Origin of the sequence: Amnibacterium flavum (assembly GCF_003097495.1) — a bacterium.
Classification (GTDB): Bacteria; Actinomycetota; Actinomycetes; order Actinomycetales; family Microbacteriaceae; genus Naasia; species Naasia flava.
The window spans coordinates 596,451-622,953 of the sequence record NZ_QEOP01000002.1 but is presented as its reverse complement, the minus strand read 5'-3'; the positions used below and the strand labels follow the sequence as shown (position 1 = coordinate 622,953).

Sequence of the window (26,503 nt, the reverse complement as noted above, 5' to 3'; positions counted from 1 at the left end):
CATTCTCCGTCAAAGCGGTGACCACCCCCGTTCGCGGTGATCGACCCCGGAGGCGCGCCCTGGAAGAATCCGGCGGGTGACCTTCTTCGAGCCGGACGGGCCAGCCGGCTGGTCCTCGGGCTCGCAGCCCCGGTCCACTCCCCCGCGCCGCCGCCGCGACGGCCTCCGCAATGCCCTGACCGTCGTGGGATCGGCGCTCGGGGCCGCGGCTCTCATCATCGTGATGCTGATGGTCACAACCCCGGGCGATTCACCGCTGGCGGCCTTCGGGTTCCTCGCTCCTCCGTCGGAGGAGATCGTGCAGCTCGCCGACGACATGCACCTCACCGAGGAGGGGCGGACGATCTTCTACGACACCAACCCCGAACTGCTGTCCGGGGCGGGGTTCCGTGACCGCTGCGACGGGGTTCCCGAGCAGACGGGGGACGACGCGGACGAGTACTCGACGGTCGGCTGTTACGGCGGGTTCGACCGCATCGTCGTCTTCCAGCCCGCGGATCCGCGACTGGCCGGGTCGGCCGTGACCACAGCCGCACATGAGCTGCTGCATGCCGCCTACGAACGGCTCAACCTGACCGAGCGAACCGACATCGACCAGCTCACCGAGGCCGCCGTCGATGCGGTTCCCATCGGCGACCCCGTGCACGAGCAGATCGCCGCCTCCGTCGGTGATCAGCCGTTCAACCTCGGCACGGAGCGCTTCGCCTACCTCGGCACGCAGATCATCGATCTGGCGCCGAAGCTGGAGACGTACTACGCGCGGTTCATCGCCGACCGTCTCGCGCTCGTCGAGATCTACGCGGCGCAGCAGGCGCTGTTCCAGTCGATCGCCGTCGAGCTGGACCAGGACTACGCGAAGCTGGCCGAACTCGGCCGGGACTACGACGCCGCGTCCTCGCAGGCGGCCGCCGCGCAGGAGCTCAGAGACCGGATCGAAGAGCTCAACGCCGAGTGGAACGCACTCGCCGAGGCGCTCGATCCGGCAGGACGATGACCGGTCCAAACGGCAGGCAGGCCTCGGCGCAACACGCGGATGCCCAGCCCGTCGAACCGCGGTTTCCTCCTCGCGTCTCGCCCATCACGTCGCGACCAGATGAGCATGATCGCGCCGATGCCGACCGCTAGCGTGACGGCAGGTACACCGCTCCATCTCGAAAGGACCGTCAGCCCATGTCCGACGCAACCGGCCCCGGCCACGTCAGCCAGCATCACCGCGCCACCCTCGAGCACATCGAGCACCACCCGACGACCCACAACCTGGAGTGGGACGACGTCATCGGGCTGCTGAACGAGGTCGCCGACGTCCGCGAGGAGCACGACGGCAAGTTCGTCGTGAAGCTCGGCGACGACCGCATCACGATCACGAAGCCGCGCCACAAGAACGTCGACGAGCAGCTCGTGCTCGACCTGCGCAAGCTGTTCAAGGACGCCGGTTACCTCCCCACCAAGAAGTAGAGCGAGCACTCACCGTCGCACGGTTCTTCCGCCCCTCCGGCTCGATCGAGCGGGCGGAACCGGGCGACGCGCGTCCGCGGGGACACGCCCTCAGTGCGACAGATGTCGCATGGCGTAACACTGCGTGAGGCGTCGACGATCCCCGGTTAACGTCGTGAGGTCCCCTTCCTTCCACAGCAGGAGCCCACGCCTCATGAGGTTCGTCCCCAGATTCGCCGCAGTCGCCACCGTCACCGCTCTCGCGATCGCTCTCACGGCCTGCGCCGGCGAGACGAGCGATGACACGACAGGATCAGCGCCCGAAACGAAGACCGCGCTGAAGATCGGCTTCAACCCCGGCCCCTACGAGGACATGTTCAACGCCGGCATCCTGCCCATCCTCGAGGAGGACGGCTACACCGTCGAGACCGTCGATTTCACCGACGGGGTCATCGTCAACGGCGCTCTGAACTCCGGCGAGATCGACGCCAACATCATGCAGCACTCGGTCTACATGGACTCGATCAACGTGCAGGAGGGCTACACGAACGTGTCGCTCGTCCAGGTCCCCGGCCCGCCGATGGCACTCTTCGGCGGCAAGAAGGAGTCGCTCGACGACGTGTCCGACGGCTCGACCGTCGCCGTGCCGAACCAGCCCTCGAACATGTACCGCGCCTTCCAGGTGCTCGTCGACGCGGGATGGATCGAGCTCAGCGACACGATCGACCCCGCGACCGCCTCGCCCGCAGATGTCACCTCGAACCCGTACAACCTGCAATTCGTGACCCTCGAGAACGCACAGCAGGTTCCGGCGCTGCAGGACGTCGACTACGACGTCATCCAGGGCAACTTCGTCGTCGCCGGTGGACTCAAGCTGACCGACGCGCTGCTGCTCGAGGACCTGACAGACGAGTTCTCCGTCATCGTCGCCGTCGATGAGAAGAACGTCGACTCCGACTGGGCCAAGGCCATCAAGGCGGCATACGAGTCGCCCGAGTTCGCCGAGTACATCGCCTCCAACTCCCAGTACGACGGGTACCACCTGCCCGCCGCCCTGGAGAGTTGATGCCCCGTCGTCCCGCCGACTCCGCTCCCGCGGCGACTCCGGTCGCTCCGGGGGCGGGGTCGTCCGCATCCGTTGCCGTCCGGTTCGACGGCGTCTTCCGCGAGTACCCGCACAAGACGGGTCAGGTGTCGGCTCTCGACGGTGTCTCGCTGGACGTGCCGCGCGGCAGCATCTTCGGGGTGATCGGGCACAGCGGTGCGGGCAAGAGCACCCTGGTGCGGATGGTCAACGGCCTCGATCGGCCCACGGGTGGTCGCGTGCTCCTCGAAGGGACCGACCTCGCCTCCCTCCCCCCGGCGGGACTCCGCGCAGCCCAGAAGACGACCGGCATGATCTTCCAGCAGTTCCAGCTGCTCGAGACGGTGAGCGTTCGGGACAACGTCGCTCGGCCGCTGATCCTCGACGGGGTTCGCCGTCGCGATGCGCGCGCTCGGGCCGACGAGGTGCTCGAGTTCGTCGGCCTCGCCGACAAGGGCGACCGTCGCCCCGGCGAACTGTCCGGCGGGCAGAAGCAGCGCGTCGGCATCGCCCGCGCGATCGTGCGCAACCCCCAGGTGCTCCTCTGCGACGAGGCCACGAGTGCCCTCGACCCGTCGACGACGACCCAGATCATCGAACTGCTCCGCCGGATCAACGCGACCTACGGCACCACGATCTTCGTGGTCACCCACGAGATGGACGTCATCAAGGACCTGTGCCACGAGGTCGCGGTCATGTCGGACGGCCGGATCGTGGAGCACGGGACCGTGCTCGATGTGTTCGTGCGCCCGCAGACCGAGATCGCGGAGGCGTTCGTGGGAACCGTGGTTCCCCACACCATCCCGGCGCGGGTGCTGAAGCACGTCGGCGACGGCGACCTCTGGCGCCTGCGCCTCATCGATGACGAGGTCACGAGCCCGCTGGTGTCGACCCTCATCACCGAGTACGGGGTGGCGGTCAACATCCTCCACGCCGACATGGCTGAGATCCAGCAGCACACCGTGGGCCACATGATCATCCGAGTCGACGGGCCCGCCGACCGCGTCGCCGCGGCGTGGACCTGGCTCGAATCGAACGTTGCGAGCATCGAGAAGGTGACGACGCCATGACGGGCGGCAGCTTCACACTCATCACCGCCGACCAGTTCTTCAAGGAACTCGGCGTCACCTTCTACATGCTCGGCGTCTCGCTGTTCTTCGGGGCCATCCTGGGTGTGATCATCGGCGTGATCGTCGTGGTGACCCGTCCGGGCGGCGCGCTCGCCAACCGGGTCGTCTACACGGTGCTCGACGTGTTCATCAACATCGTCAGGTCCGTACCGTTCATCATCCTTCTGGTCGCGATCATCCCGTTCACGCGGCTGCTCGTCGGCACGTCGATCGGCCCCGCGGCCGCCATCGTTCCGCTCACCGTCTCCATCGCGCCCTACATCGGCCGCCTCGTCGAGAACTCGCTGCTCGAGGTTCCGCACGGCATCACCGAGGCCGCGCGCTCGATGGGGGCGACTCCCCTCCAGATCTTCACGAGATTCCTGCTGCCCGAGGCGCGCGGGTCGCTCATCCTCGCGCTCACCACCGCGACGATCGGTCTCGTCGATGCCACCGCGATGGCCGGCACCGTCGGGGCGGGTGGAATCGGTGACCTCGCGATCTCGTACGGATACCAGCGCTTCGACGGGTTCGCGATGCTCGTGACCGTCGTCACCCTGATCATCATCGTGCAGACGATCCAGATCGTCGGCAGCCGGCTGGCACGACGGGCGAGGCGACGCTGATGGCGAAGGTCACCCCCGCGAAACGGATCGATACGCTCCCGCCGCACTTCTTCGGCGCGATCGACCGCCGGGTCGCGGCCGCCCGTGCCGAGGGCGTCGACGTCATCGACGCATCCAAGGGCAACCCCGATCTGCCCACCCCCGAGCACATCGTGCGCGCGATGCATGCCGCGGTCGCGGACCCGGCGAACCACGGATACCCGTCGTTCACCGTGCGCGCCGGCGTCCGGGAGGGTGTCGTCGAGCGCTACCGCATCGATCACGGCGTCGAGCTCGATCCCGAGACCCAGGTGGCGGCGTTCCACGGGTCGCATGAGGGTCTGATGGCTGCGGTGGCGGCGCTCGTCGATTCCGGCGAGACGCTCGTGCTGCCCGATCCCGGCTACCCGGCGTACCGGTCGGCGGCCGAACTGGCGGGCGCCCGGGTCGAGCTGCTCCCGTTGGATCGCGAATCGGGGTACCAGCCGCACTTCTCCGTGCTCACCGAGCTGCCCGAGGCGGCGGCCGTGCTCCTCAACTACCCCAACAATCCGACGGGCGCTCTCGCGACGCTCGACACCTTCGCGAAGGCGCACGCCGAGTCGCGGCGGCTCGGCGCGGCATTCATCCACGACTTCGCCTACAGCACCCTCGGGTCCCACGGCGTGCGCCCGCTCTCCGCCCTGACCACAGGGGTCGAGGGGAACATCGAGGTGTCCACCCTATCGAAGGCGTACAACATGGCGGGCTGGCGCTTCGGCTACGCGGTCGGCGATCCCGACCTCATCGCGGCGATGAAGCGGTACCAGTCCCACGCCTACAGCACGATCTTCGGTGCGACGCAGGACGCTGCCGCGGCCGCGCTGTCGGGCGATCAATCGGCGGCCGTCGAGCTCGTCGAGGTGTACGAACGGCGTCGGAACCTCGTCGTCGGGGCGCTCCGCGAGCAGGGCTGGGATGTGTTCGAGCCCGAGGGGGCGTTCTTCGTGTGGTTCCGTTCACCCGACCCCGACGACGTCGCCTATGCGGGACGCCTCCTCACCGAGCACGGTGTCGCGGTAGCGCCGGGCAGCGGATTCGGATCGCTCGGGCGCGGGTATCTGCGACTCGGCCTCGTCCACCCCGAGCAGACCCTGAGCACCCTCGTCGAACGGCTCGCCGAGGCGTTCGCCGATGCTCCCACGTCCGGCTCGAGCGCCCGATGACGGGCGTCTCGCCCGTGCTTCCGGGCCCCCAACGCGTGATTAACTCGATGGACGCGCTCGAGGCGCTGCCCGGTGTTCTCGCGTCCGACGATGTGACCACGGCGCTCTTCGTTCACGGCGAGCGCTCGCTGCACGCTGCCCTGCCCTACCTGCCGACCGGCCTCTCCGGGGTGTTCGTGGAGGGCGGGTTCCGGGGCGAGTGCTCGCCATCCGAGATCGCCCGACTCGTCGAGCTCGTGCTCGCGTCCGGAGCTGGGGCCGTCGTCGGCCTCGGTGGGGGCAAGGCGCTCGACACCGCGAAGGCGGTCGCCGCGCGCGCCGGGCGCATCCCCGTCTACCTGGTCCCGACCCTTGCGAGCACGTGCTCCGCCTGGTCGGCGTTGAGCGTCTTCTACGACGACGAACACCGACACCTGGGTCACGAGGTCTGGCCGACTCCCACTCGCGCGGTGTTCATCGATCCGCGGATCGTGTTCGACTCGCCGGTCGACTACTTCGTGTCGGGCATCGCCGACACCCTCGCCAAGTGGGTCGAGACGCGTTCCGCATTCGCGGCGGCCGAGCTCGACGAGCTGAGCCGGATCGGTGCCGACAGCGCGCGGCGCTGCGGGGAAGTGGTCCGGACCGACGGCGTCACCGCCGTAGCCGACATGCGCGCGGGCCGGCTCTCCCCCTCCTGGCGGCACGTCGCCGAGGCGGGCATCCTGACCGCGGGCCTCGTCGGGGGTTTCGGCGGAACCGCCGGCAGTGCGACGGCCGCGCATCCGGTCGGCGACGGCCTCAGCGCGCTGCCCGGCACACGCGATCTGCTGCACGGGGTGAAGGTCGCCTACGGGATCCTCGTCCAGCTCGCCCACGAAGGCCACTGGGACGACGTCGCGGAACTGGGCCCGCTCTACGCGGAGCTCGGTCTCCCGCGTTCGCTCGCCGACCTGGGACTGTCGCTCGACGACACCGACGAGATCGAGGCGATCGCCGGAGTGGCGGTGCTGCCCGAGTCGAGCATCCACCTGCTGTCCGGCACCTCCACCGCGGCTACCGTGATCGAGGCAATCCGTTCACTGGAGAGCCATCAGGCCGACCTCCCCCGAGTCTCCCTCGCGGGGCGCATCGACGAGCAGGCGGAGAGCCGAGCGCTCGTCCCCGGAAACCACTGAGAAAGGACACCCCATGGCTGATGTCGAGAGCTTCACCCTGGATCACACGATCGTGAAGGCGCCGTACGTGCGCCTCATCGCCAGCGAGAAGGGCCCGAATGGCGACGTCATCTCGAACTTCGACCTGCGCTTCGTGCAGCCCAACGAGGGTGAGATCCCGACCGCGGGTCTGCACACGCTCGAGCACGCGCTCGCGAGCCTGATCCGCGACCACCTGGACGGCGTCATCGACATCTCGCCGTTCGGCTGCCGCACCGGATTCCACCTGATCGTGTGGGGCGAGCCGTCGATCGAACAGGTCGTGGACGCGGTGCGCGCCGGTCTCGTGACCATCGCGACCGAGACCACCGAGGCCGATGTTCCCGGCGTCTCGGCGATCGAGTGCGGCAACTACCGCGACCACAGCCTGCACAGCGCCCGGGAGTGGGCGAAGCTCATCGTCGACCAGGGCATCAGCCTCAACGCGTTCGAGCGCGTCGGCGTCTGAGCGGCGTGTTCACCGAACTCGAACGCCGCGTCGTCCTCGTCACGGGCGGTGCGAGCGGAATCGGTGCGGCCGTCGCATCGGCGTTCGCCGGCGAGGGCGCGATCGTCGTCAGCGCCGACCTGAGCCACCCCGGCGCTCTCGAGCCCTCGTCGCGTGACGGCGTGTGGACCGCCCGGCTCGACGTCGCCGACGAGGACGCCGTCGCCTCGCTCGTGGCGGATGTCGGCACCCGCATCGGTCTGATCGACACGGTGGTGTGCGCGGCCGGGATCTCGACGATGGACTTCGCGATCGACACGACCGCCGCCGATTGGCAGCGCAACTCCGACGTCAACGCGAAAGGTTCGTTCTTCGTCGCGAAGCACGTCGCGCGAGGACTGGTCGCGGCGGAACGTCCGGGCCGGGTCATCTTCATCGCGTCGCAGGCCGGCAAGAACGGCTATCGAGGCATGGCCGCCTACGTGGCGTCGAAGCACGCCGTCCTGGGGCTGACGAAGACGATGGCGGTCGAGCTCGCACCCCGCGGGATCACGGTGAACGCGATCTGCCCCGGCATCATCGAGACGCCGATGAAGCACCGCGAGCGCATCCAGGGTGGAGCGCTGAGAGGCCTCACTGCCGAGGACATCGCCGCGGAGGACCGATCGCAGGTGCCGCTCGGCCGCACCGGCCAGCCCGCGGATGTCGCGGGTGTCGCCCTCTTCCTCGCGAGCGACCTCGCCTCCTACATGACGGGCCAGGGCATCAACGTCACCGGCGGGATGACCATGCACTGACCTTCCCTCAGCAGGCGGAAAACCCGTAGGTAGGAAGAAACGAGCCCATTCCACCTGCTGGACACGTTTCCACCTGCTGAGCAAGAGGGTCCTTGCGCGTCGGAGCCTGGGATCTCCCGCCCGACGGCGGGGCGGCGCGTCGCGGCCGGAAGAGCGCAGGTGCAGGGGCGCCGTCCGCTTAGATCGACGCATGAGAACACCGGATGTCCGCCGCTGGACAGGACTCTCCGCCCTCGCCGTCGCCGTGTTCCTCGGCATCGAGGCGATCACCAAGCTGCTCATGCCCGACCGCCCCCAGCTCGACGACAGCGAGGCGCTGATCGCCTACGCGCAGGCGTCGAGCACTCAGACCTTCATCGTCATCCTCGCCGACACGTTCGTGATGGCGTTCCTCATCGTGTTCCTCGCGAGCTTCCGCCAGCTCGTCAACAAGGCCCGACCCGACGTCGAATGGCTCGCCGACCTCGCGTTCGGCGCCGGACTCGTCTTCATCGCCGTCACCCTCGTCGGCGACGCGATGGACGGCGGGGCCGCACTCGATGTCATCGGTCTCGAGCCCGACGCATCGGCGATCCGCACGCTCATCGAGGGGCACGCGATCATGTTCGGTTCGACCGGAGCCGTGCTCCTCGCGCTCGTCTCGGGGACATCGGCGTACCTGACGTTCCTGTCCGGAGCCGTGCCGCGCTGGACCGGAATCCTCGCCGCCGTGACCGCCGTGTCGAATCTGATCTGGGCGCCCTTCGGGTTCACCGGCACGTCGCCGAACAGCTTCCTGGCTTCGGGCGGCGCGGGGAACGCGATCTTCGCCATCTTCCCGTGGCTCGTCTGGGTCTTCTGCGTCGGGATCACCACGGTGCGCGGCGCACAGCACGGGGCCCCGCGATCCGGCGCCCCTGCGGGCGGTCCGGCCTCGCACGATCACGCCGTCCCGAAGGCGGCGGGCTCCGAGACGCCCCGCCACTGACATCGAGATCGCGATCCCGACGCGGAGATCCCCGCTCTCGCGCCGAGGCAACCGCAGCGCTACGGGGTTCCCCGAGTTCGACGGATCACCCGGTTGCGCTCAGCCTTCGGCGATGACCCGCTGGGGACGTCGCCGCTCGGCGGCTCCGCGCTCCCACGCCTCTCGCACGAGGGCGTGACGAGTGGGCGTGCGCTGCTCGAACCCGAGCCGCTTGGCCAAGCCCTGGGACCGGACGTTCGTCGGTTCGATCTCCGCGAACACCACCGTCGCACCGAGCCGACGGAAGGCGAGACCGAGCGCCGCCTGAGCCGCTTCGGCCGCGAACCCCTGCCCGGTGTAGTCGGGGTTCAGAACCCAGCCGATCTCCGCGGACCGGGTCGCACGATTGACGTCCCGGAGGTGAAGCAAGACATCGCCGATCAGGACGCCTTCGAAGTCGACGGCGTAGGCGAGGAAGTCGTCGGCTTGAGCGAGCACATGGTGGCGCGTGCGGTCGCGCAGGTGCTGCCGGGACTGCCGGGCGTCGCGCACCGGCCAGCGCAGCCCGCGGATCACGCTCTCGCAGGACTGGATGGCGTACCAGTCGGCGGCGTCCGACATGCGATGCCGACGCAGGACGAGACGCTCGGTCCGCACCCGCCGTGCCACGAGGGGGCGCTCCACCCGTTCGCCGCGGAGGAAACGGGGACGCCTCGCGCCCAGGCGGCGGGCCAGCCCGCGGAGCGCGAGACCGAGTTCCGGGCCGCCGAGGAGCGCAGGGCGTGCAGAGGTCATGCAGCAAAGTTAGGGAGGCCAGTCAGGCGCGGCCTGTGCCATTGTGTGCGCTTTCTGTGAAGCGGATCGCGCCGACGGCCGTATCCACCTCGAAAGCTAAAGTTGGCGGGTGTCGGCACCAGAGCACAAGCAGCGCGCTTCGACCATGGAGCGGAGGCGGGCGGTCCTCGCCCAGCTCCCCCGCATGTACCGGAGCGACGGCAGCCCCATCCGCGTTCTGCTCGTCGATGACGAGCAGGTGCTGACCGATCTGGTCAAGCTGGCGCTCGGCTACGAGGGCTGGAGCGTCGAGGTCGCCGCCACCGGACGCTCGGCGATCGAGGCCTACAAGGCCAATCGTCCCGACGTCGTCGTGCTCGACATCATGCTCCCCGACCTCGACGGGCTGTCCGTCCTCTCCGGCATGCGCGCCCTGGGTCGTTCGACGCCGACACTGTTCCTCACCGCCAAGGACTCGATCGACGACCGCATCATCGGTCTCACCGCCGGCGGCGACGACTACATGACGAAGCCGTTCAGTCTGGAGGAGCTCGTCGCCCGGTTGCGCGGCCTCCTCCGGCGAACCGCGGAGGGAGTCCTCGAAGAGGATCACGTGCTCGTCGTCGGGGATCTGACCCTCGACGAGAGCAGCTACGAGGTGCGGCGTGCCGGCGAGGAGATCGCACTCACGACGACGGAGTTCGAGCTGCTGCGCTATTTCATGCGCAATCCCCGCCGGGTGCTCACCCGGGCCCAGATCCTCGACCGGGTGTGGAACTACGACTTCGCCGGCCGCGTCAACATCGTCGACCTGTACGTGTCCTACCTCCGCAAGAAGCTGGACGGCGACCGCAGCACGATGATCCACACGGTGCGAGGTGTCGGCTATGTGCTGAGGGGGCCGGAATGAGCGCGACGAAACGCCCCTGGACCCTCCGCCGACGCATCATGTGGGGTGTCGTCGGGTACCTCTCGATCGTCCTCGTCGCGGTCGGGGCGCTCAGCCTGATCACGGTCACCACGACGACCGCCGAGGTCTCCGACAATCAGCTGACCGCATCGCTGCAGGGCTTCGAGCACACGGCCGCCAAGATCACCGACAGCTCGGGCGATCTCAAGAAGCCGTTGGTCGACTTCGGCGGGCAGGCACCCGGCTCGATCATCGCGCTGGTCCGCGACGGCGAGGTGCTCGACTCGGCGTCGTTCTCCTCCGGCGACCCCGTTCGGCTCTCCGCGCCCGTCCTCGCCCAGTTCGAAGCGGCCTCGCCGGACGGAGGGATCCGCACCGTGTCGTTGGAGGGCATGGGCGACTACCGCGTGGACAGCGTGACGACCCGCTCGGGAGACGTGCTGTTCGCGGGCGTCTCGCTGGCTGTCCAGCAGAAGGCGGTCATGCAGCAGGCCCTCTCGCTGTTCGTGATCGCCCTGCTGGCGGTCGTGATCGCCGCCGTGGGCACCGTTCTCATCGTGCGTCGGAGCCTGCGCCCCCTCGACCGCATCGTCGACTCCGCAGCCGAGGTCACGCGCATCCCGCTGGACCGCGGCGAGGTCGCGATCCGCAAGAGCGTCGTGATCGCCGATACCGATGCCCGGACCGAGATCGGCCAGGTCGGCGGGGCACTCGACAAGCTGCTGCACCACGTGGACGACGCCCTCGCGGTCCGCGCACAGACCGACAGCCGCATGCGTCGATTCATCACCGATGCCAGTCACGAACTTCGCACACCGCTCGCCGCGATCCTCGGCTACGCGGAGCTGACCCGTCAGGAGAGCGAGCAGCTGCCCGAGATGACGGAGTACGCGTTGGCTCGAATCGAGTCAGAGTCGCGGCGGATGTCAGCGCTCGTCGCCGACCTCCTCCTCCTCGCCCGACTCGACGAGGGGCAGGATCTCCATCTGTCCGAGCTGGACCTGCGCGAGGTCGTCCTCGACGTCGTCGCCGACGCCCGGGTGGCGCACCAGGACCACACCTGGACGACCGAGGTCGGGACCGAACCGGTGACGATCGTCGGCGATCCGGAGCGGGTGCATCAGCTGATCGCCAACCTCCTGTCCAACGCGGCGATCCACACACCGTCGGGCAGCTCGGTGACGACGGGGTTGAGCCGCATCGACGGCTCGGCCGAGATCTCCGTGCGGGACGACGGTCCGGGCATCGATCCCGAGGTGCTCCCCGATCTCTTCCAGAGATTCAGCCGCGCCGACCTCGCTCGCACCCGCGATGCCGGCAGCACCGGCCTGGGGCTGGCGATCGTCGCGTCGATCGTCGAGGCTCACGAGGGCACCATCGAGGTGGCGAGCAGCGGCGACGGCACCGTGTTCACCGTGCGACTGCCGCTGCCCCTCGAGCTGCCGCGCACGGAGCAGAGCACGGATTCCTCCGGTTCCCAGGATTCGACTCCCCCGGTATCGATCGGGCGCTGAGCCGCTCCGAGTCTCCGAACTCCCGGTGCCCGGCCGGCACGGCGACCGATTAGCCCGGCGCCGCGTCTCTCAGGCGAGCGAAGGATCGCCCCGCTGCTGCGTTCGCCGGCTCGTCGTCCGGCCGGCTAGTCGGAGTCGCCGGGTCCACCGCCGTCGCCGGTCTGCCCGCCCTGCCCCTGGCCCTGTCCCTGCCCGGGCGCCGGCGCACTCTGGGAACCGTTCGAGGTGTAGACGGTGATCTCCGCGCCGGGACTCGCCCCGCCGCCCGGTTCGGTCGCGACGACCGTGCCGGCCGGGAGACCCGAGTCGCGAGCCCCACCGTCTCTGACTGTGAAACCGGCGCCGACCAGAACCGAGGTGGCGACGTCGAGGGTCAGTCCGGTCGTATCGGGAACCGTGACCTGTCTGCCCCGCACCAGGGCTTGCGACGGCTCGGGAAGCGCGTCGCCGCCCCACTTGGCGTTCGCGACGGACATCACGGCCGGGAAGATGCGGTGCCGCTTGACCGCCACCTGTTCTCCGCCGAGCCGGTACTCGCGCTGGTTCACGAAGCCGGTGACGTTGTAGACGCCGCTCACGGTCGCCGCCTTGGTCGTTGCGCCGCTCATCCAGGTCGCGTACGCGTCGTCGGTCGTCCCCGTCTTGCCGAAGGTCGGAGCCGAGGGGCTGAGCCGTGAACTCGAGCTGGCGCCGGTGCCGCTCTCGAAAGCGCTCTGCAACGCGAACGCCGCCGTCGAGGCCACGGCCGGGTCGAGCACCTGCGAGCACTCGCTGGGCGGGACCGCGACCTCGGTTCCGTCGCTCGCGACGATCCGCTCGATGGCGACGGGTTCGCAGTACACGCCGTTCGCGGCGATCGTCGCGAAGGCGCCCGCCATCTGCAGCGGGGCGACCTCGTTGGTACCGAGCGTGTCCGCCGGGTTCTTGAGGAGTTCGCCGGTGCCGACCTCACCGGTGGCAGCGTCGACGACCGCTCCGGTGTCGGCACGGTGGACCCCCATCGACGCCGCGGTATCCCGGATGCCGCAGAGGTCGAGCTGGTTCGCCATGGCGAGGAAGCCCGTGTTCTTCGACGTCACCGTGCTCTGCAGGGCGCTGATCGAGTTGGGGCTGTCGCCCTCGTCGTTGCGCGGACGGTACGACTCCCCCACGGTGATCGACCCGCCGTCGACGCACGAGTCCCTCCAGGTCGAGCCCTGCCAGTCGCGGACCCTGCCGTCCACCGTCTCGCCGAGACTGTGCCCCTCCTTCAGCCATTCGAGCAGCGTGAAGATCTTGTAGGTCGAGCCCGGCTGGAACCCCCGGGACCCGCCCATCGGGTAATCGGCGTTGTAGTTCACGGCGGTGTAGCGGCCGTCCGCGGCCAGCACCTCGGGGTCTTCGGAGTAGATCTTGTTCTGCGCCATGGCCCGGATCTTCCCGGTGCCCGGCTCGACGGTCACGACGCTCGCCCCGATGTCGAAGTCGGCGAGGGTCATCGGCACGTTGTCGTTGATCGCCCGCTCGGCGACGCTCTGCAGCTCCATGTCGAGCGTGGTGTAGACGTCGTAGCCCGAGGTCAGCAGCGCACTCAGACGCTCGTCGTCGGTGGCGCCGAAGAAGTCGTCGGTGGTGAACGCTCGGCGGACGTAGTCGCAGAAGAATCCAGCCTGCCCGGCGTACCCGCATCCTGCCGTCGGCTGGACGATGTTCGGTTCGACGGGTGCGGCGATCGCGTCGTCGTACTCCTGCTGCGTGATCATCCGCTCGGCGAGCATGCTGCCGAGGATGTAGTCGCGGCGCGCCTGGTTGGCGGCGTAGGCGTTCGCGGTCCCGTTGTCGGGGTCGTCGGGCCTGTCGAGACGGAAGCGCTCCGGATTGTTCACGATCGCGAGGAGGCTCGCCGCCTGCGGCAGGGAGGCGTCGGCGGCGGTGGTGCCGAAGTAGTAGTTGGCGGCGGCTTCGATTCCGTAGACGTTGCCACCGAATCCGGCGATGTTGAGGTACCCCATCAGCACCTCGTCCTTGGTGTACCGCTTCTCGAGCCCGATGGCGTACTTCATCTCCTGCACCTTGCGGGATTCCGTCGTCGCGGTCGCCTGCTCGTACGCCGCCGTGATCTCGGCCTGATCGGTGAGGTTGCGGATCGCGTTCTGGATGTTGACGTTCTTCACGTACTGCTGCGTGATGCTCGACCCGCCCTGCACGGATCCGCCGAGGATGTAGGTGTTCACGATCGCGCGGACGGTGCCCTGGAGGTCGACTCCGCCGTGGTCGTAGTAGCGCGGGTCCTCCCCGGCGACCGCCGCGTTCTTGACGAAGCCGTTCACCTGGTCGGGCCCGACCTCGATCCGGTTCTGGTTGTAGAAGTAGGCGAGGAGGTGGGTGGACCCATCGGGGTTGGTCGCGTAGACGTTGGTCCGCTGCGACAGGGGCTGGATCTCGAGGTAGTCGGGAAGGTCCTCGAAGATGCCGATGGTGCTGCTCGCGGCGACACCCGACAGGGCGATCGCGGGCGTGACGGCGACGGTGGCGAGCACACCGGCCGCAACGCTCATGCCGACGAAGCCGAGCAGGCCGCCGAGTCTGCCACCGATGGACGAAACAGGCACAGGTGTGCTCCCTTCCTCCCACACGGTAGGCAGGGCAGCTCGAGGGGGTGCCCGATTCCGCCCGGATGCAAAGAGGGTGCACATGAACTCGGACCCGGTGCACAGCCGGGAACCGACCTCTCCCGGTCCGTCTTCTGCTAGGCGCGCCGGAGGGTCATCGCCTCGGCACCGTCCTCGTTCCCGGCGGCCGGCCGCAGGGCCTAGGCGATGCGGATGAGCTTCTTGTTAACGAACTCCTCCATGGCGAAGCGACCCATCTCGCGACCCGATCCGGATCTCTTCACCCCGCCGAAGGGCAGTTCCGCCGCGTCGCCGAGCACGATGTTGATCCACACCATTCCGGCGTCGATGGCGTCGGCGATGCGCAGCGCCTGCTCGTCATCGGTCGTGTAGACGTAGGACCCCAGTCCGAAGGGGGTGTCGTTGGCGAGCTTCACGGCCTCGGCCTCGGACGAGACGCGGTAGAGCGCGGCGACCGGTCCGAAGAACTCCTCGCGGTAGGCGTCCATGTCGGCGGTGACGTCGGCGAGGACAGCAGGAGGGAAGAAGTTGCCCGACGGAGTCCCGCTCGCGAGGACGGTGGCGCCTTGCGAGACGGCTCGGCCGAGCTGCTCCTCCAGCCGCTCGGTCGCCGCCGCCGACGACAGGGGGCCGAGAACCGTCCCCTCGGCGAACGGGTCCGCAGGCTGCGCGGCGGTGAAGAGAGCGGTGAACTTCTCGGCGAACTGCTCGTAGAGGTCGTCGATCACGATGAAGCGCTTGGCCGCGTTGCAGGACTGGCCGTTGTTGTCGAGGCGGGCGTTCACGGCATCCTGAACCGCCGCGTCGAGGTCGTCGGTCGAGAGCAGGATGAACGGGTCGGAACCGCCGAGCTCGAGAACGACCTTCTTGAGGTTCTTGCCCGCGAGTTCGGCGACGGCGGCGCCGGCGCGCTCCGATCCGGTCACCGACACTCCCTGGACACGCCGGTCGGCGACGATCGTCGCGGCCTGCTCGTTGGAGGCGTAGATGTTGACGTAGACGCTGTCGTGGGCGCCGAGTTCGGCTTCCGCGTCGTCGAAGATCTGAGCGATGGCGGCGGCGGACTCGGGGCACTGGGGGGCGTGCTTCAGCAGGATGGTGTTGCCTGCGACGATGTTCGGTCCGGCGAAGCGGGCAACCTGGTAGTAGGGGAAGTTCCACGGCATGATGCCGAGCAGAACGCCGAGGCCCGAACGGCGCACGAACGCGGAACCGTCGCCCTCGGACAGTTCGATCTTCTCGTCGGCGAGGAACGCGGCGCCGTTGTCGGCGTAGTACTGGTAGATCGCGACGGCGAAGTCGACCTCGCCGAGCGCCTGATCGACGGGCTTGCCCATCTCCCTGACGATGATCTCGGCGAGAGCCTCCCGGCGCTCGTTGTGCAGTTCGGCCACCCGAGCGATCAGTGCCGCACGATCGGCGACCGGCACGACGCGCGACCAGTCCGTGTACGCCTCGTACGCCGATTCGATGGCGGTCTCGAGCTCGCCGTCGGTGATGTCGGGATACTCGCTCAGCGTCTCGCCCGTTGCGGGGTTGATGACGGCGTAGTGGCTCATTGCTGCTCCTAGGTTGGTCACGCGTTCCGATCCGCTTCCCCGAAATCTACTCGATCCGTTGCATCGGCAGACATGGGCGATGGAATCAGTCGTCGCCCGGAGCGATGGCCTTCGTATCGGCTCGGACGGGGTCGACGAAGTCCCGGATCGCTTCGATCCAGGCCTCGAACGAGTCCAGGTGCGCATCGTGACCGGCGGCGACCAAGTCGACCCGCTGGGCGTTCTTCCCGCGCTCCACAAACTCGCGCTTCTGCTGTTCCGTGAACATGCCGTTCTCGCCGAACACGACGAGGGACGGCACTTCGATACTCTCCCACTCCCTCCAGCGGGGCTCCGCCAGACCGTCCAGGATGGCCGCGATCACATCGACGTCGAAGCGCGGACGGAGCCCATCCGCCCCGCGTTCGAGATCCGCCACCCACGCACGCGAGAGCGGGCCCTCCCCGAGGAATGCGAGCGCTGAGGCCGCGTCGGCGAACGGCACCGGCCAGGACCGGAAGAACGCGGCCACATCGGCACGATCGGCGGCAGCACTTCCTCCCGCCGTCGCTTCCAGGAGTATCAGCCGCTCGACGAGGTCGGGGCGGGTCGCGGCGACGAGCATGGCGGTGTGAGCCCCCATCGACTGACCGATGAGGATCACGGGCCCGAGGCCGAGCGACTCGATCGCATCCACGACATCGGTGACGAATACTTCCCGTGACACGTCATCCGGCCGACGCGAGCTGTGTCCGTGTCCGCGCAGATCGAGGATCACGGTCCGCAGCTCGGGAAGGACTCGGGCGGTTTCGACGAACTCGCCAGCACTGCCGGCGAGGCCGTGCAGGAAGAGCGCCGTCCGCTCTCCGCCGGCCGAGGAGAGATACGAGAGGTCGACGCCGTCTCGAGCGCGGAAGAAGGATCTCTCTAGGGATGGCACGGACCCGAGTGGTCGCTCAGTGGTCGAGGCGGGAGTGGTCGCCGAGGTGGTGCCAGGTGCGGTTGTGGTAGACGAGCGGGTTGGGCTCGGCTCCCTGATGCGACACCGAGGACTCGAGGGCGTGCACGGCGACGACAGTCGACCCGCCCGCCTCCATGCGGTCGATCACGGCGCCGCGCAGCCAGACGGGAGCACCCACCAGGTAGGGCTCGCCCGTGGGCAGTCGGCTCCAGGTGGAGGCGTCGGCGAATCGATCCACGCCGCTGGTAGCGAACAGCTTGGCGGCGTCGACCTGATCGGAGGTCAGCAGGTGGACGACGAGCGTGGACGCCTTGCGGATCGTCGGGGCACTCGACGACGTCGACGACAGCGAGAAGACGAGAAGCGGCGGTTCGGCGCTGACCGAGAACACCGAGGTGGCGGTCAGGCCGACAGGACCGTCTCCGGCGTCGGCCGTGATGACTGCGACACCTGCCGGGTGGTTGCGGAAGGCGAGTTTGAACTCCTCCGCGGTGAGGCCGGGGAACGCGTGGCGGACGGCACCCTCCGCCTCGTCGTCCCCGGTCTGGACCGCGTCGTTGTCCGCGTCGTCGCTCTGCACCGCAAGCGGTTCGAATCCGGTCACTGTGATTCCTCCTGCATCGACCATCGCCAATGCGCGCCGTCAGCGCAAATCGGGAGTCGAAGTGTGACGACGAACCAGCAGCGACCCGCTGTCGGCGGCGTACCCGCACAGCCTCTCCAACGACCACGGGTCGTCGGCGAAGGGTCCGAAGGAGAATGCCCAGCTTCCGAACGAGATCTTGGGAGTGGATGGTCGGGGCATAGTCTTCAACACCTTTGTTGTGGGGAGGTCTTACTGCTTCAGGCTCCCACCGCAGCAACTCCAGCCCTTGTAGATGCCGTCCCTCTGTAGGTAAAAAACGCGCACCGGGCGGCGCGCCGACGAGGCGCGCGCACCCCCGCTCGGGGCATCGACCGCGAAGAACCGGCGGCCGGTCAGGTTGGATGCGACGACGGAGGAGAACGCGAACTCCTGCACGTGGTGGATCGGAGACGCGCACCGGGCTCGCCCCTTCCGTCTCGTTGTCACCTGCCGCGCCGACGCATTTGCGCCTTCCCGCCTCGTGCGGTGAGCAGGCAGACTTCCCGTATGCTCCCGCTCGATCTGCAGAGGAACTTCCTCGCTCTGACGACTCCGCATGTCGCGGACGCCGTGGTGCGTCTCGGTCTCGAGGCCCGGTACGCACCCGCCTCGATCCGGCCCCTGTGGGGCGCCGTGCACATCGTCGGTCGCGCTCGACCTGCCCGGCACTACGGAAGCGTCGACGTCTTCCTCGAGGCGCTCGAGTCCGCGCACCCCGGAGATGTGCTCGTGGTCGACAACGCCGGCCGCGAGGACGAGGCGTGCGTCGGTGACCTGATGGCGTTGGAGACCGCCAAGGCAGGACTCGCCGGCATCGTCATCTGGGGTCTCCACCGCGACTCCCCCGAACTCCGCGACATCGCGCTCCCCCTTTTCAGTCGCGGCGCCCTCCCGTTCGGGCCGCGCAGACTGGATGCCCAGGATCCCGACGCACTCGAGTGGGCGCGCGTCGGTGATGTCACGGTCACCGGGGACGATTTCGTACTCGCCGACGATGACGGGGTTCTCTTCCTTCCGCTCGACCGCGCGGCCGAGCTGGCGGAAGCCGCGACCGTGATCCGTGAGACCGAACGTCGTCAGGCGGCGGCGATGCGACTCGGCACGAGCCTTCGCGATCAGGCGCAGTTCGCCGAGTATCTGCGGCAACGCGCCTCCGCGGGGCGAACGTTTCGCGAGCACCTCCGAGCGATCGGCGGCGCGGTCGAGGAGTGAGCGGACGTCCGGCCGGCATCGCCGACCCGCCGACCCGAGCTGATCTCGATGGCTGACGGGTCGCCTGCCGCCTTCCGGGTCAGTCCAGGACGTCCTTCAGGGCAGCGACGATCGAGGTGGCCCGCGGGTCGACGGCCTCCATCCGGTTCGTGAGGAAGGCGAAGCCGATCTCCGATTCGGCATCGCCGAACGCGACCTGACCTCCCGCACCGTCGTGGCCGAGGCTGGATGGGCCGAGATAGCGTCGCGCTTCGGAGTCGAGCTGGAATCCCATTCCCCAACGAGGCCAGGGTGCCGGCGACTCGAAGAACGGGACACCCTCTGATTGCACCCGCGTCGATAGCTCGATCGTCTCGTCGCGGAGTAGACGAATCCCGTCCGTCTCGGTGACGACCGCCGACCAGATCTTGGCGAGTCCGCGAGCGGTGCTGATGCCTCCGGCACCCGGGACCTGCGCTTCCTGCACGTCGGCCCGGTTGAAGCCCTCGTCGTCGCCGACGAGCTCGATCGGGAGCGCACCGCCGAGTGTGAGCGCGCGATACGGCCAGACTCCGACACCGTCCGCGAGGTCCGCCGTCTGCCGAACGGTGAGGTCGTGAAGGGTGGAGCCCACGGTCATGACCGCCACTCGCTCTCTCACCTGCTCCGGGATGCCGATCCAGGCCTCGACATCGAGGGGATCGGCGATCAGCTCCTGGAAGTACTCCCCCGGCATCTTTCCTGTGACCCGACGCACGAGTTCACCAGTGAGCCACCCGTGCGTGATGGCGTGATAGGCCCACGCGGTACCCGGCTCGAAGAGGGGCTCCTGCTCGGCCAGCGAGGCCGTGGCTCGGTCCCACGTCAGCAGGTCGGCCAGCGTCCAATCGGTTCGGGGAGCCGAGAGTCCCGCCCGGTGCGAGATCGCCTCGCTGACCCGGGTGGCCGCCTTGCCCGCAGCCCCGTATTCGGGCCAGTAGTCGATGACACGGGCGTCGTAGTCGAGCCGTCCCTCCTCGACGAGACGGGCCAGCAGGATCGACATGAGGCCCTTGGTGCTCGAGAAGATCACGCTGGGAGTGTCGAGGGTCCAGGCACGACCCGTTCTCGGATCGGCTGTTCCCGCGGCGAGATCGACGACGAGCCGTCCTCGGTGCCAGATGGACAGTGCGGCCCCGGTTCCGCTGTCGTCCGCGACCGCGGAGTCGAAGGCCCGGGCGACCGGCTCGAAGCCCGGTGCGAGAACCCGCTGTGCGAGAGGGGAGGCCGAGGTCACCTGATGTACTCCTGTCGTGAGGCGACCAGCCGGCCGTCGTGATCCCAGCGGAGGGGAAGCGGGTCGGACAGCCTGCCGACGAAGTCGCCGTCCTCGCCGACATTCTCGAAGCCGAGAAGTGCCGCGCCGTCGGACGTGTGGACGATGCGGCCGGCGTAGAGCTCGTCGCCCGTCATGAGGTGCGCGGCGCCGAGATCCAGCGGCGTCGCCCCGAACAGGCCGTTGGTGGGAACGGGGAGCGCCCAGATTCCCCCGCGTTCACCCGAACGCGCACCCGCGAGGTGCGTCGAGTCGCAGGAGAAGACCAGAACCTCCATCCCGTCGACCTCCGCGAGTTGAGGGACCTCGAGGTGCGCGAACCCCGCGCCGGGTGCGCTGAGGGGCGGCGCGATGGTCCACGAGAGGAGATCTTGTGACCTCGCATGCGCGATGACCCCGCGGTCCTCGGGATCGAGATCGGGGTCGAGGCTCCGAGCCCGCGCCGTGATGAGCATGTGCCAGCCGTCGCCGGCAGGGTCCTCGACGATCCACGGGTCGCGCCACGCTTCCTCGCGCCAGGTGCCGTCGGGCAGCGTCTCGTACCAGGGCGCGGCGGCGGACAGCCGCGTCGAGGGATCCTTCCGCCAGGCGTACAGGTCCTCGGAGACCGCCGCGAGCACCGTCTCGACGTTCGCCGAGGCATCGGGCGAGAGGAACCTCGAGCCCGTGTAGAACATCCGCCATCCGCCGTTCGGATCGCGGAACACGCTGCCCGTCCAGGTGGCGGACGCATCGGGCTCCCCCGCCGCCCCGTGCTCCAGCACCCGGCCGTGATCGGTCCACTCGATCCAGTCGGTCGATGTCGCATGACCGATCGACGCGTTGCGGTGCCGCAGCTCGGGGTCACCGAGCGATTTCGGGGCGTGCAGGTAGAAGAGGTGCACGGTGTCACCCTCGACCGCGGTCCAGAAGTCCCAGACCCACGAGTCGGGCAGCGAGAACGTCATCGATCAGCCCTTCACGGCACCTTGGAGAAGCGCCCTGATGAACTGCCTCTGGAAGATGACGTAGATGATCACCGTCGGCAGCATCACGATGAGCGACGCCGCGAACAGCAGCGGAAGCGTGTCGATGTACTGCCCCTGGAACGCACCGAGCGCTCCCGCCATCGTGCGCTTGCTCGGGTCGTCGATCATGACGAGCGGAAGCAGGAACTGGTTCCAGGTCCACAGGAAGAGCAGGATCGCGAGCGCGGACAGAGCGGGGGCCGCGAGCGGCAGCTGGATGCTCCGGAACTCCTGCCAGATGCTCGCACCGTCGACGCGCGCCGCCTCCGAGAGCTCCCGCGGGACCCCGACGAAGTGGGCGCGCATCCAGAACACGCTGAAGGGCATGTACAGACCGATGAGCGGCAGGATGACCGCCCACTGGGTGTTGATGAGTCCGTAGCCGGTGAGCTGGTAGTAGAGCGGGATGACGATCGCCTCGAACGGGATCGTGAGGCCGACGATCATTCCGATGAGGACCGCACGACCGCCCGGGATGCGCAGGTTGCCGAGCGCGTAACCGGCGAGGGTGGCGAACAGCAGCGAGATGGGCACCACGAACGCGACGATGAACAGGCTCGAGCCCATCAGAGTCGCGATATTCCCCAACTGGAATGCGGTGACGAAGTTCTCCCAGTGCGGGTCGTCCGGCCAGGCGAACCCGTTGGGGATGCGGTCCGGCGACTGCAGAGCAGCGGTGAGCATGCTCGCGAACGGGAGCAGCGTGAGCAGGAGCACGAAGACCAGGACGATCCTGCCCACCACGAGCTCGGTGCGGTTGACGATCATCAGTCCCTCTCCCTCGACAGACGCTGGACCGGGAGGACGACGAGGAGGACGAAGACGAGCAGGACGACCCCGAAGGCGGAGGCGAGGCCGACCTGGCTCTGCACGAACGCGAGCCGGAAGATCGAGATGCCGGGCACGAGAGTCGTGGTGCCGGGGCCGCCCTTGGTGGTCGTGTAGATGATGTCGAACGTGCTCAGCGCTGCGATCACGGTGATCGTGGTCAGTACTGCGATCTCCTGACGGAGGCCCGGCAGCGTCACGGTGATGAACTCGCGGAACCAGGTGGCTCCGTCGAGGCGTACGGCCTCGTAGAGCGACGGGTCGATCTTCCCCATACCGGTGAGGAGCAGCACGGTGCAGAGTCCGGTCAGCACCCACGAGCCGATCAGACCGACGGCGGGAAGGGCGGTGTCGAACTCGGCGAGCCAGGAGCGGGACAGGAAGCCGAGTCCGACCGAGTTCAGGATCGAGTTGATGGTTCCCGACTGCGCGTACATCCAGGACCACGCGATACCCGCCGCGACGAGCGGCACGATCTGCGGCAGGAACAGGATGGTGCGGGAGACGGACGCGAAGACCCCCTGCCGCATGGTTCGCAGCAGGTTCGCGAGCGCGAGACCCGCGACCACCGGGATGACGGTGAAGAAGAAGATGAGGATCAGCGCGTTGAGGATCGGGGTGAGAAGCGTCGGGTCGGTGAAGATCGCGACGTAGTTGTCGATGCCGATGAAGGTCGAGGCGCCGATCCCGTTCCACTTGTAGAACGAGTACTGCACGGCGGTGAGCAGCGGATAGACGACGAAGCCGAGGTAGGCGATCAGGGCGGGCAGCACGAGCAGCCATCCGACGAGGATGCTGCGCCGGGCGGCCTTGCCGAGTCGTCGCGGCCGGGCACCTTCGGGGGCCGGCCCTGCCGGGGCGGAGACGGCGGCCTCCACCCCGGCGGGGATGATGCGGTTGGCGGCGCTCACTGGGAAGCGAGATCCTTCTCGTAGAACTCCTGGGTGGCCTTGAGGAAGTCGGCCGGCGACAGCTTGTCGGTCAGCAGGAGCTGCTCGTTGGGCTGGAGCGAGCCCTGGTAGATGCCCGCCGTCGAGTTCGCCATGAAGTCGGTGAAGCCGTCATCGGCGGCGACCTTCGCAGCGTTGTCGAGGGCCTGTGCGACGAGGCTGCCCTCCTCGACCGTCGGAACCGCCTGAGCCGGGTCGCCACCGGGCGAGGCACCGGTCACGTCGACGACGATCTGCCGCGCCTTGTCGTTCGTGGCGATCCAGTTGAGGAAGAAGGCGGTCGCGTCGGCGTTCTTCGACTTCGCCGGAATGGTGAAGGTGTTACCGGCGCCCATCGCCACGTACTTGCCGCCATCGCTCGCGGGAGGCATGAGGAAGAACTCCGCACCGCCCTTGCCGAGCGCGGTTTCGACGTTGCCCGCGTCCCAGTTGCCGTCCCACATGAACAGCCCCTGGCCGGAGGTGAAGTTCGACACCATGGTCGTGTAGTTGATGGCGTTTACGTCGGAGGGCAGGTAGCCCGCCTTCGCCCAGTCCTGGAACTTGGTCGCACCCTCGAGCGCCGCGTCGGTCTCGATGGTCGCGCCCGGCTTGTTGAACATCCAGTCGACGAACTCCTGCTTGTCGCCGTACTGGTTGATCAGCGCCTGCAGAACGAACGTGCCGACGCCGTCCTGCATGCCGGTCTGGATCGGGAGCACTCCCGCGTCTTTCGCCTTCTTCAGGTCGGCCTCGAGCTCGTCGATGGTCGCGGGGACCTCGGTGATGCCCACCTGCTCGGCGATGGCCTTGTTCATGTAGATGCCGGTGACGCTGAAGCCGATGCCGAACTGGTACAGCGATCCCTCACCGCGGACGCCGTCCTCGGTGATCCGGCCGCCGGCCAGCTGCCCGGCCGAGAACTTGTCCCAGCCGTACGCGTCGAAGTAAGGGTCGAGGTTGGTCAGCAGACCGTCCTTGACCGTCGTCCCGATCGTGGACTGGCGGATCAGATCGGGGGCGTCGGCACTGGCGAGCAGACGCGGGGTGTTGGCGAGCAGGTTCTGGAAGCTGTCCCGCACGACCTCGAACTTCACGTTCGGGTACTGCTTGGTGAACTCCTCGGAGAGGGCATCCGTGACGGGGAACCCGGTCTCGTCCTGGATCTTGATCGTGATCTCTTCGGTGGGCGCCTCGGTGCTGATGTCGCCCGCGGGCGCAGGGGCCGCCGTGGTGCTGCCGGGAGCGCAGCCGGCCACCGCGACGAGTGTCGCAGCGGCGATCGCGGAAGCGGCAAATGCGCGGCCGGCGCGCACTCTGGTTCTCATGATGATGACTCCTTTGTCAGGGCTGAATGTGACTGCCGGGCTGGTGATCTCAACTTGGTAAACGCATTTACCACCCGTTGCCGATATCGTCGTCCCTACGGTTCGCCATGTCAAGTGCGCCGCGGGCGACACCGCCGGAACCGTTACCATCGAGCCGAGGAGGGCGCCGTGGCCGTACGCAGAGTGACGCTCGCCGACGTCGCGAAGCTCGCAGGGGTATCCCCCACCACCGCCTCGCTGATCCTCAACGGCAAGCCCGACACCCGGTTCTCCGCCGACGCGCACCGCCGGGTCCATCAGGCCGTCGCGGAGCTCGGGTACCGCCCGAACATCGGCGCGCGCGCACTCCGCACCGACCGCTCCCTGACCATCGGATTCATCTCCGACGTCGTGGCCACGACGCGTTTCGCCAGCGGCCTCATCCGGGGCGCCCTGGAGGAGGCCGAGAACGCGGGCCACGTGATGCTCGTGCTCGAGACCGGCAGCGACCCGACTCGCGAGGCGGAGGCCGTCGGCGCCGTCCTCGATCGCCAGGTCGACGGGATCGTGTTCGCCACGATGCGCGCCCGCGAGATGGTTGTTCCGGCACTTCCCGAGTCGACCCGGGTGGTCATGCTCAATGCGACCAACGCCGGCTTCGGCGTGTCCGTGCTGCCCGACGAGGAGACGGGCGGGCGCAGCGCGGTCGACCTGCTCGCCGCCGCGGGGCATGTCGAGGGCATCGTGCTCATCGGCCAGAACGACGAGGTCGAACGGGACCTCTTCCGCTCGGCGACGGTCGCGCGACGGGTGCACGGACTCAGGTCGGAGATGGCCGAGCTCGGTTTGGGCTTCATCGCCGAGGAGTCCTCCTGGGATTGGGAGCCCGAGAACGGCTACGCGCTGACCGCTTCTCTCCTCGACCGCCGTGACGACGTTCGCGCTTTGCTGTGCATGAACGACCGACTCGCTTTCGGTGCCTACCAGGCGTGCCAGGAGCGCGGGATCGTCGTCGGCCGGGACATCTCGATCGTCTCGTTCGACAATGACGAGCTGGCCGCCTACCTCCGCCCGGGTCTCACGACGATCGGACTCCCCCACGAGGCCATGGGACGGGAGGCGGTCAGACTCCTGCTCTCCCAGGAGACGGCGGTCGAGCGACTCGTCGGAATGCCGGTGGTCGAACGTGCGTCAGTCGTGACGCTCGACCGAACCAGCGATCGCGCGCGCCGCGCTCAGGAGCGACTGGACGAGCGACAGGCGCGGACCGGGTCGGCCCCGGTGGATGCGGGTGCGCGCGGCTCCGCCTGAACCGCTCGCGATCCCCGACGCGGGGTCTGCCTGCCGTGCAGCAGGGGTGGCGCCAAGCTCGGCCGCGCGCCATGCGCGCTACTAGAACTGAGGCAGCTCGAGCAGGTCGTCCGACCAGCCCTCGTCGTCGTAGTGAGCTCGGATGTAGGCACCGCCACCCTCGGGTTCCACCACGGCGAGGTATCTGCGGTCCGATCCGGTGCCGATGTAGGCGGTGTTCGACGGGTAGCCGAGCCAGATCACCATCGACTCCGCTTCGCGGTCTCCCGTCGACCGCTTCTCGACGTTCTTCCACTTGAAGTGGGTGATCGTGTCGTGCGACTTGTGCTCGGGGTCCGCGTACCGGACATGGGTGATCTCGATTGCCATGACACCAGTCTCGGGGTTCGGGAGAGAACCACGCAGCCCGGTTGCTCACCGGCCGGTCGTCCGGCGCCGATTCGCAGGCGGCCGGGACTTGATCGCCCACCGGACGGCTTCCGATCTGTGTAGGGCGGACGGGACTTGAACCCGTGACCGATGGATTATGAGTCCACTGCTCTAACCAGCTGAGCTACCGCCCCAAGTCGCGCACCGCGGGGCCGCAACTCTCACACGATAGCGCTCAGGCCCGACCGGGCGGCGGAGCCTGTCCGTGACGGAGAGCGGTCAGAGCCCGCCACCGCCGGGGCGCATCCAGACGTTCCTGCCCTCGGCGCGCCTCGCGGCGGCGTCGGGATCGTCCTCCGATGCTGATCCGGCACGCAACGTGTCGTCGCGAGGCGTGAGACGTCGGCGGCGGGCGGCTCCCACCGCCAGCGTCACCCCGGTCGCCGCGAGGGCGACCATCAGGAAGATCAGGATGAACAGGATCAGGTCCATGCATCCACTCTTCCCTC

At 68.3% G+C, this 26,503-nt stretch carries 26 protein-coding genes and 1 tRNA gene; 14 read left to right on the top strand and 13 right to left on the bottom strand.

Features of this window, described 5'->3' with window-relative positions:
- Nucleotides 1–76: 76 nt before the first annotated feature.
- The 10 genes from DDQ50_RS10605 to DDQ50_RS10560 all read left to right on the top strand — a co-directional run bounded on the left by DDQ50_RS10605 (nt 77) and on the right by DDQ50_RS10560 (nt 8,824).
- Nucleotides 77–994: a hypothetical protein gene (locus DDQ50_RS10605; protein ID WP_116756702.1), complete on the top strand. Its 918-nt coding sequence runs from the start codon at nt 77–79 to the stop codon at nt 992–994.
- Nucleotides 995–1,170: 176 nt separating this feature from the next.
- Nucleotides 1,171–1,455: a hypothetical protein gene (locus DDQ50_RS10600; protein WP_116756701.1), complete on the top strand. Its 285-nt coding sequence runs from the start codon at nt 1,171–1,173 to the stop codon at nt 1,453–1,455.
- A gap of 193 nt (nt 1,456–1,648) precedes the next feature.
- A complete protein-coding gene (locus DDQ50_RS10595; RefSeq protein WP_116756700.1) occupies nt 1,649–2,500 on the top strand; it encodes a MetQ/NlpA family ABC transporter substrate-binding protein in 852 nt (283 codons plus the stop codon).
- The gene (locus tag DDQ50_RS10590) at nt 2,500–3,588 is read left to right on the top strand and encodes a methionine ABC transporter ATP-binding protein (RefSeq protein WP_116756699.1); all 1,089 of its coding nucleotides are present in this window, start codon (nt 2,500–2,502) and stop codon (nt 3,586–3,588) included. The genes DDQ50_RS10595 and DDQ50_RS10590 overlap by 1 nt, the downstream gene beginning before the upstream one ends.
- Nucleotides 3,585–4,253: a methionine ABC transporter permease gene (locus DDQ50_RS10585; RefSeq protein ID WP_116756698.1), complete on the top strand. Its 669-nt coding sequence runs from the start codon at nt 3,585–3,587 to the stop codon at nt 4,251–4,253. Before DDQ50_RS10590 ends, DDQ50_RS10585 begins: the two co-directional genes overlap by 4 nt.
- Nucleotides 4,253–5,437 (top strand): aminotransferase class I/II-fold pyridoxal phosphate-dependent enzyme, encoded by a 1,185-nt coding sequence (locus tag DDQ50_RS10580; RefSeq protein WP_116756697.1) that lies wholly within the window; start codon nt 4,253–4,255, stop codon nt 5,435–5,437. Before DDQ50_RS10585 ends, DDQ50_RS10580 begins: the two co-directional genes overlap by 1 nt.
- On the top strand, nt 5,434–6,594 hold the full coding sequence (locus DDQ50_RS10575; protein WP_116756696.1) for an iron-containing alcohol dehydrogenase family protein: 1,161 nt from the start codon (nt 5,434–5,436) through the stop codon (nt 6,592–6,594). The genes DDQ50_RS10580 and DDQ50_RS10575 overlap by 4 nt, the downstream gene beginning before the upstream one ends.
- 13 nt (nt 6,595–6,607) lie before the next feature.
- Nucleotides 6,608–7,081 (top strand): S-ribosylhomocysteine lyase, encoded by a 474-nt coding sequence (locus tag DDQ50_RS10570; protein WP_116756695.1) that lies wholly within the window; start codon nt 6,608–6,610, stop codon nt 7,079–7,081.
- A 5-nt stretch (nt 7,082–7,086) separates the two neighbouring features.
- Nucleotides 7,087–7,857 carry an SDR family NAD(P)-dependent oxidoreductase gene (locus tag DDQ50_RS10565; RefSeq protein WP_116756694.1) on the top strand — a complete coding sequence of 257 codons (771 nt, stop codon included), beginning with the start codon at nt 7,087–7,089 and terminating at the stop codon, nt 7,855–7,857.
- 190 nt (nt 7,858–8,047) lie between these two features.
- The gene (locus tag DDQ50_RS10560; RefSeq protein WP_116756693.1) at nt 8,048–8,824 is read left to right on the top strand and encodes a hypothetical protein; all 777 of its coding nucleotides are present in this window, start codon (nt 8,048–8,050) and stop codon (nt 8,822–8,824) included.
- 99 nt (nt 8,825–8,923) lie between these two features.
- On the opposite strand, the gene DDQ50_RS10555 is transcribed toward DDQ50_RS10560, so the two are convergent.
- On the bottom strand, nt 8,924–9,598 hold the full coding sequence (locus DDQ50_RS10555) for a GNAT family N-acetyltransferase (RefSeq protein ID WP_116756692.1): 675 nt from the start codon (nt 9,596–9,598) through the stop codon (nt 8,924–8,926).
- Nucleotides 9,599–9,743: 145 nt separating this feature from the next.
- On the opposite strand from DDQ50_RS10555, the gene DDQ50_RS10550 reads away from it, so the two are divergent.
- Together DDQ50_RS10550 and DDQ50_RS10545 are read left to right on the top strand one after the other, a co-directional pair.
- The gene (locus tag DDQ50_RS10550) at nt 9,744–10,487 is read left to right on the top strand and encodes a response regulator transcription factor (RefSeq protein WP_276308412.1); all 744 of its coding nucleotides are present in this window, start codon (nt 9,744–9,746) and stop codon (nt 10,485–10,487) included.
- Complete coding sequence (locus DDQ50_RS10545) at nt 10,484–12,001, top strand: sensor histidine kinase (protein ID WP_116756690.1); 1,518 nt, start codon at nt 10,484–10,486, stop codon at nt 11,999–12,001. Before DDQ50_RS10550 ends, DDQ50_RS10545 begins: the two co-directional genes overlap by 4 nt.
- A gap of 125 nt (nt 12,002–12,126) precedes the next feature.
- Here DDQ50_RS10545 and DDQ50_RS10540 read toward each other — a convergent pair whose 3' ends face one another.
- From DDQ50_RS10540 to DDQ50_RS10525, 4 genes are all read right to left on the bottom strand, one after another.
- Nucleotides 12,127–14,592, bottom strand: coding sequence for a transglycosylase domain-containing protein (locus DDQ50_RS10540; protein WP_165829781.1), 2,466 nt, complete (start codon nt 14,590–14,592; stop codon nt 12,127–12,129).
- A 200-nt stretch (nt 14,593–14,792) separates the two neighbouring features.
- Complete coding sequence (locus DDQ50_RS10535) at nt 14,793–16,172, bottom strand: NAD-dependent succinate-semialdehyde dehydrogenase (RefSeq protein ID WP_116756688.1); 1,380 nt, start codon at nt 16,170–16,172, stop codon at nt 14,793–14,795.
- An 85-nt stretch (nt 16,173–16,257) separates the two neighbouring features.
- Nucleotides 16,258–17,091 carry an alpha/beta fold hydrolase gene (locus DDQ50_RS10530; protein ID WP_116756687.1) on the bottom strand — a complete coding sequence of 278 codons (834 nt, stop codon included), beginning with the start codon at nt 17,089–17,091 and terminating at the stop codon, nt 16,258–16,260.
- A gap of 16 nt (nt 17,092–17,107) precedes the next feature.
- Nucleotides 17,108–17,716, bottom strand: coding sequence for a flavin reductase family protein (locus DDQ50_RS10525; protein WP_240614342.1), 609 nt, complete (start codon nt 17,714–17,716; stop codon nt 17,108–17,110).
- A 528-nt stretch (nt 17,717–18,244) separates the two neighbouring features.
- Between DDQ50_RS10525 and DDQ50_RS10515 the strand changes: the two genes are divergently transcribed.
- Nucleotides 18,245–18,949, top strand: a complete 705-nt coding sequence (locus tag DDQ50_RS10515; protein WP_116756684.1) for an RraA family protein — start codon at nt 18,245–18,247, stop codon at nt 18,947–18,949.
- Between the two features lie 79 nt (nt 18,950–19,028).
- Here the strand turns inward: DDQ50_RS10515 and DDQ50_RS10510 are convergent, their stop codons facing one another.
- Genes DDQ50_RS10510 through DDQ50_RS10490 form a run of 5 tightly spaced genes read right to left on the bottom strand, consistent with a single transcriptional unit; the run spans nt 19,029 to nt 24,335 of the window.
- The gene (locus tag DDQ50_RS10510) at nt 19,029–20,204 is read right to left on the bottom strand and encodes a serine hydrolase domain-containing protein (protein WP_116756683.1); all 1,176 of its coding nucleotides are present in this window, start codon (nt 20,202–20,204) and stop codon (nt 19,029–19,031) included.
- Complete coding sequence (locus DDQ50_RS10505; RefSeq protein ID WP_116756682.1) at nt 20,201–21,190, bottom strand: glycoside hydrolase family protein; 990 nt, start codon at nt 21,188–21,190, stop codon at nt 20,201–20,203. Before DDQ50_RS10505 ends, DDQ50_RS10510 begins: the two co-directional genes overlap by 4 nt.
- 3 nt (nt 21,191–21,193) lie before the next feature.
- Nucleotides 21,194–22,018 (bottom strand): carbohydrate ABC transporter permease, encoded by an 825-nt coding sequence (locus DDQ50_RS10500; RefSeq protein ID WP_116756681.1) that lies wholly within the window; start codon nt 22,016–22,018, stop codon nt 21,194–21,196.
- Nucleotides 22,018–22,989 carry a carbohydrate ABC transporter permease gene (locus DDQ50_RS10495; RefSeq protein ID WP_116756680.1) on the bottom strand — a complete coding sequence of 324 codons (972 nt, stop codon included), beginning with the start codon at nt 22,987–22,989 and terminating at the stop codon, nt 22,018–22,020. The genes DDQ50_RS10500 and DDQ50_RS10495 overlap by 1 nt, the downstream gene beginning before the upstream one ends.
- Nucleotides 22,986–24,335 carry an ABC transporter substrate-binding protein gene (locus DDQ50_RS10490; protein WP_116756679.1) on the bottom strand — a complete coding sequence of 450 codons (1,350 nt, stop codon included), beginning with the start codon at nt 24,333–24,335 and terminating at the stop codon, nt 22,986–22,988. Before DDQ50_RS10490 ends, DDQ50_RS10495 begins: the two co-directional genes overlap by 4 nt.
- A 168-nt stretch (nt 24,336–24,503) precedes the next feature.
- Here DDQ50_RS10490 and DDQ50_RS10485 point away from each other — a divergent pair, with 168 nt between their 5' ends.
- Nucleotides 24,504–25,625 carry a LacI family DNA-binding transcriptional regulator gene (locus DDQ50_RS10485; protein WP_116756678.1) on the top strand — a complete coding sequence of 374 codons (1,122 nt, stop codon included), beginning with the start codon at nt 24,504–24,506 and terminating at the stop codon, nt 25,623–25,625.
- An 81-nt stretch (nt 25,626–25,706) separates the two neighbouring features.
- Here the strand turns inward: DDQ50_RS10485 and DDQ50_RS10480 are convergent, their stop codons facing one another.
- From DDQ50_RS10480 to DDQ50_RS10470, 3 genes are all read right to left on the bottom strand, one after another.
- Nucleotides 25,707–25,994 (bottom strand): DUF3892 domain-containing protein, encoded by a 288-nt coding sequence (locus DDQ50_RS10480; RefSeq protein WP_116756677.1) that lies wholly within the window; start codon nt 25,992–25,994, stop codon nt 25,707–25,709.
- A 120-nt stretch (nt 25,995–26,114) separates the two neighbouring features.
- Nucleotides 26,115–26,188, bottom strand: a tRNA-Ile gene (locus DDQ50_RS10475).
- 85 nt (nt 26,189–26,273) lie between these two features.
- Nucleotides 26,274–26,486, bottom strand: a complete 213-nt coding sequence (locus tag DDQ50_RS10470; RefSeq protein WP_116756676.1) for a hypothetical protein — start codon at nt 26,484–26,486, stop codon at nt 26,274–26,276.
- Between the last annotated feature and the right edge of the window lie 17 nt (nt 26,487–26,503).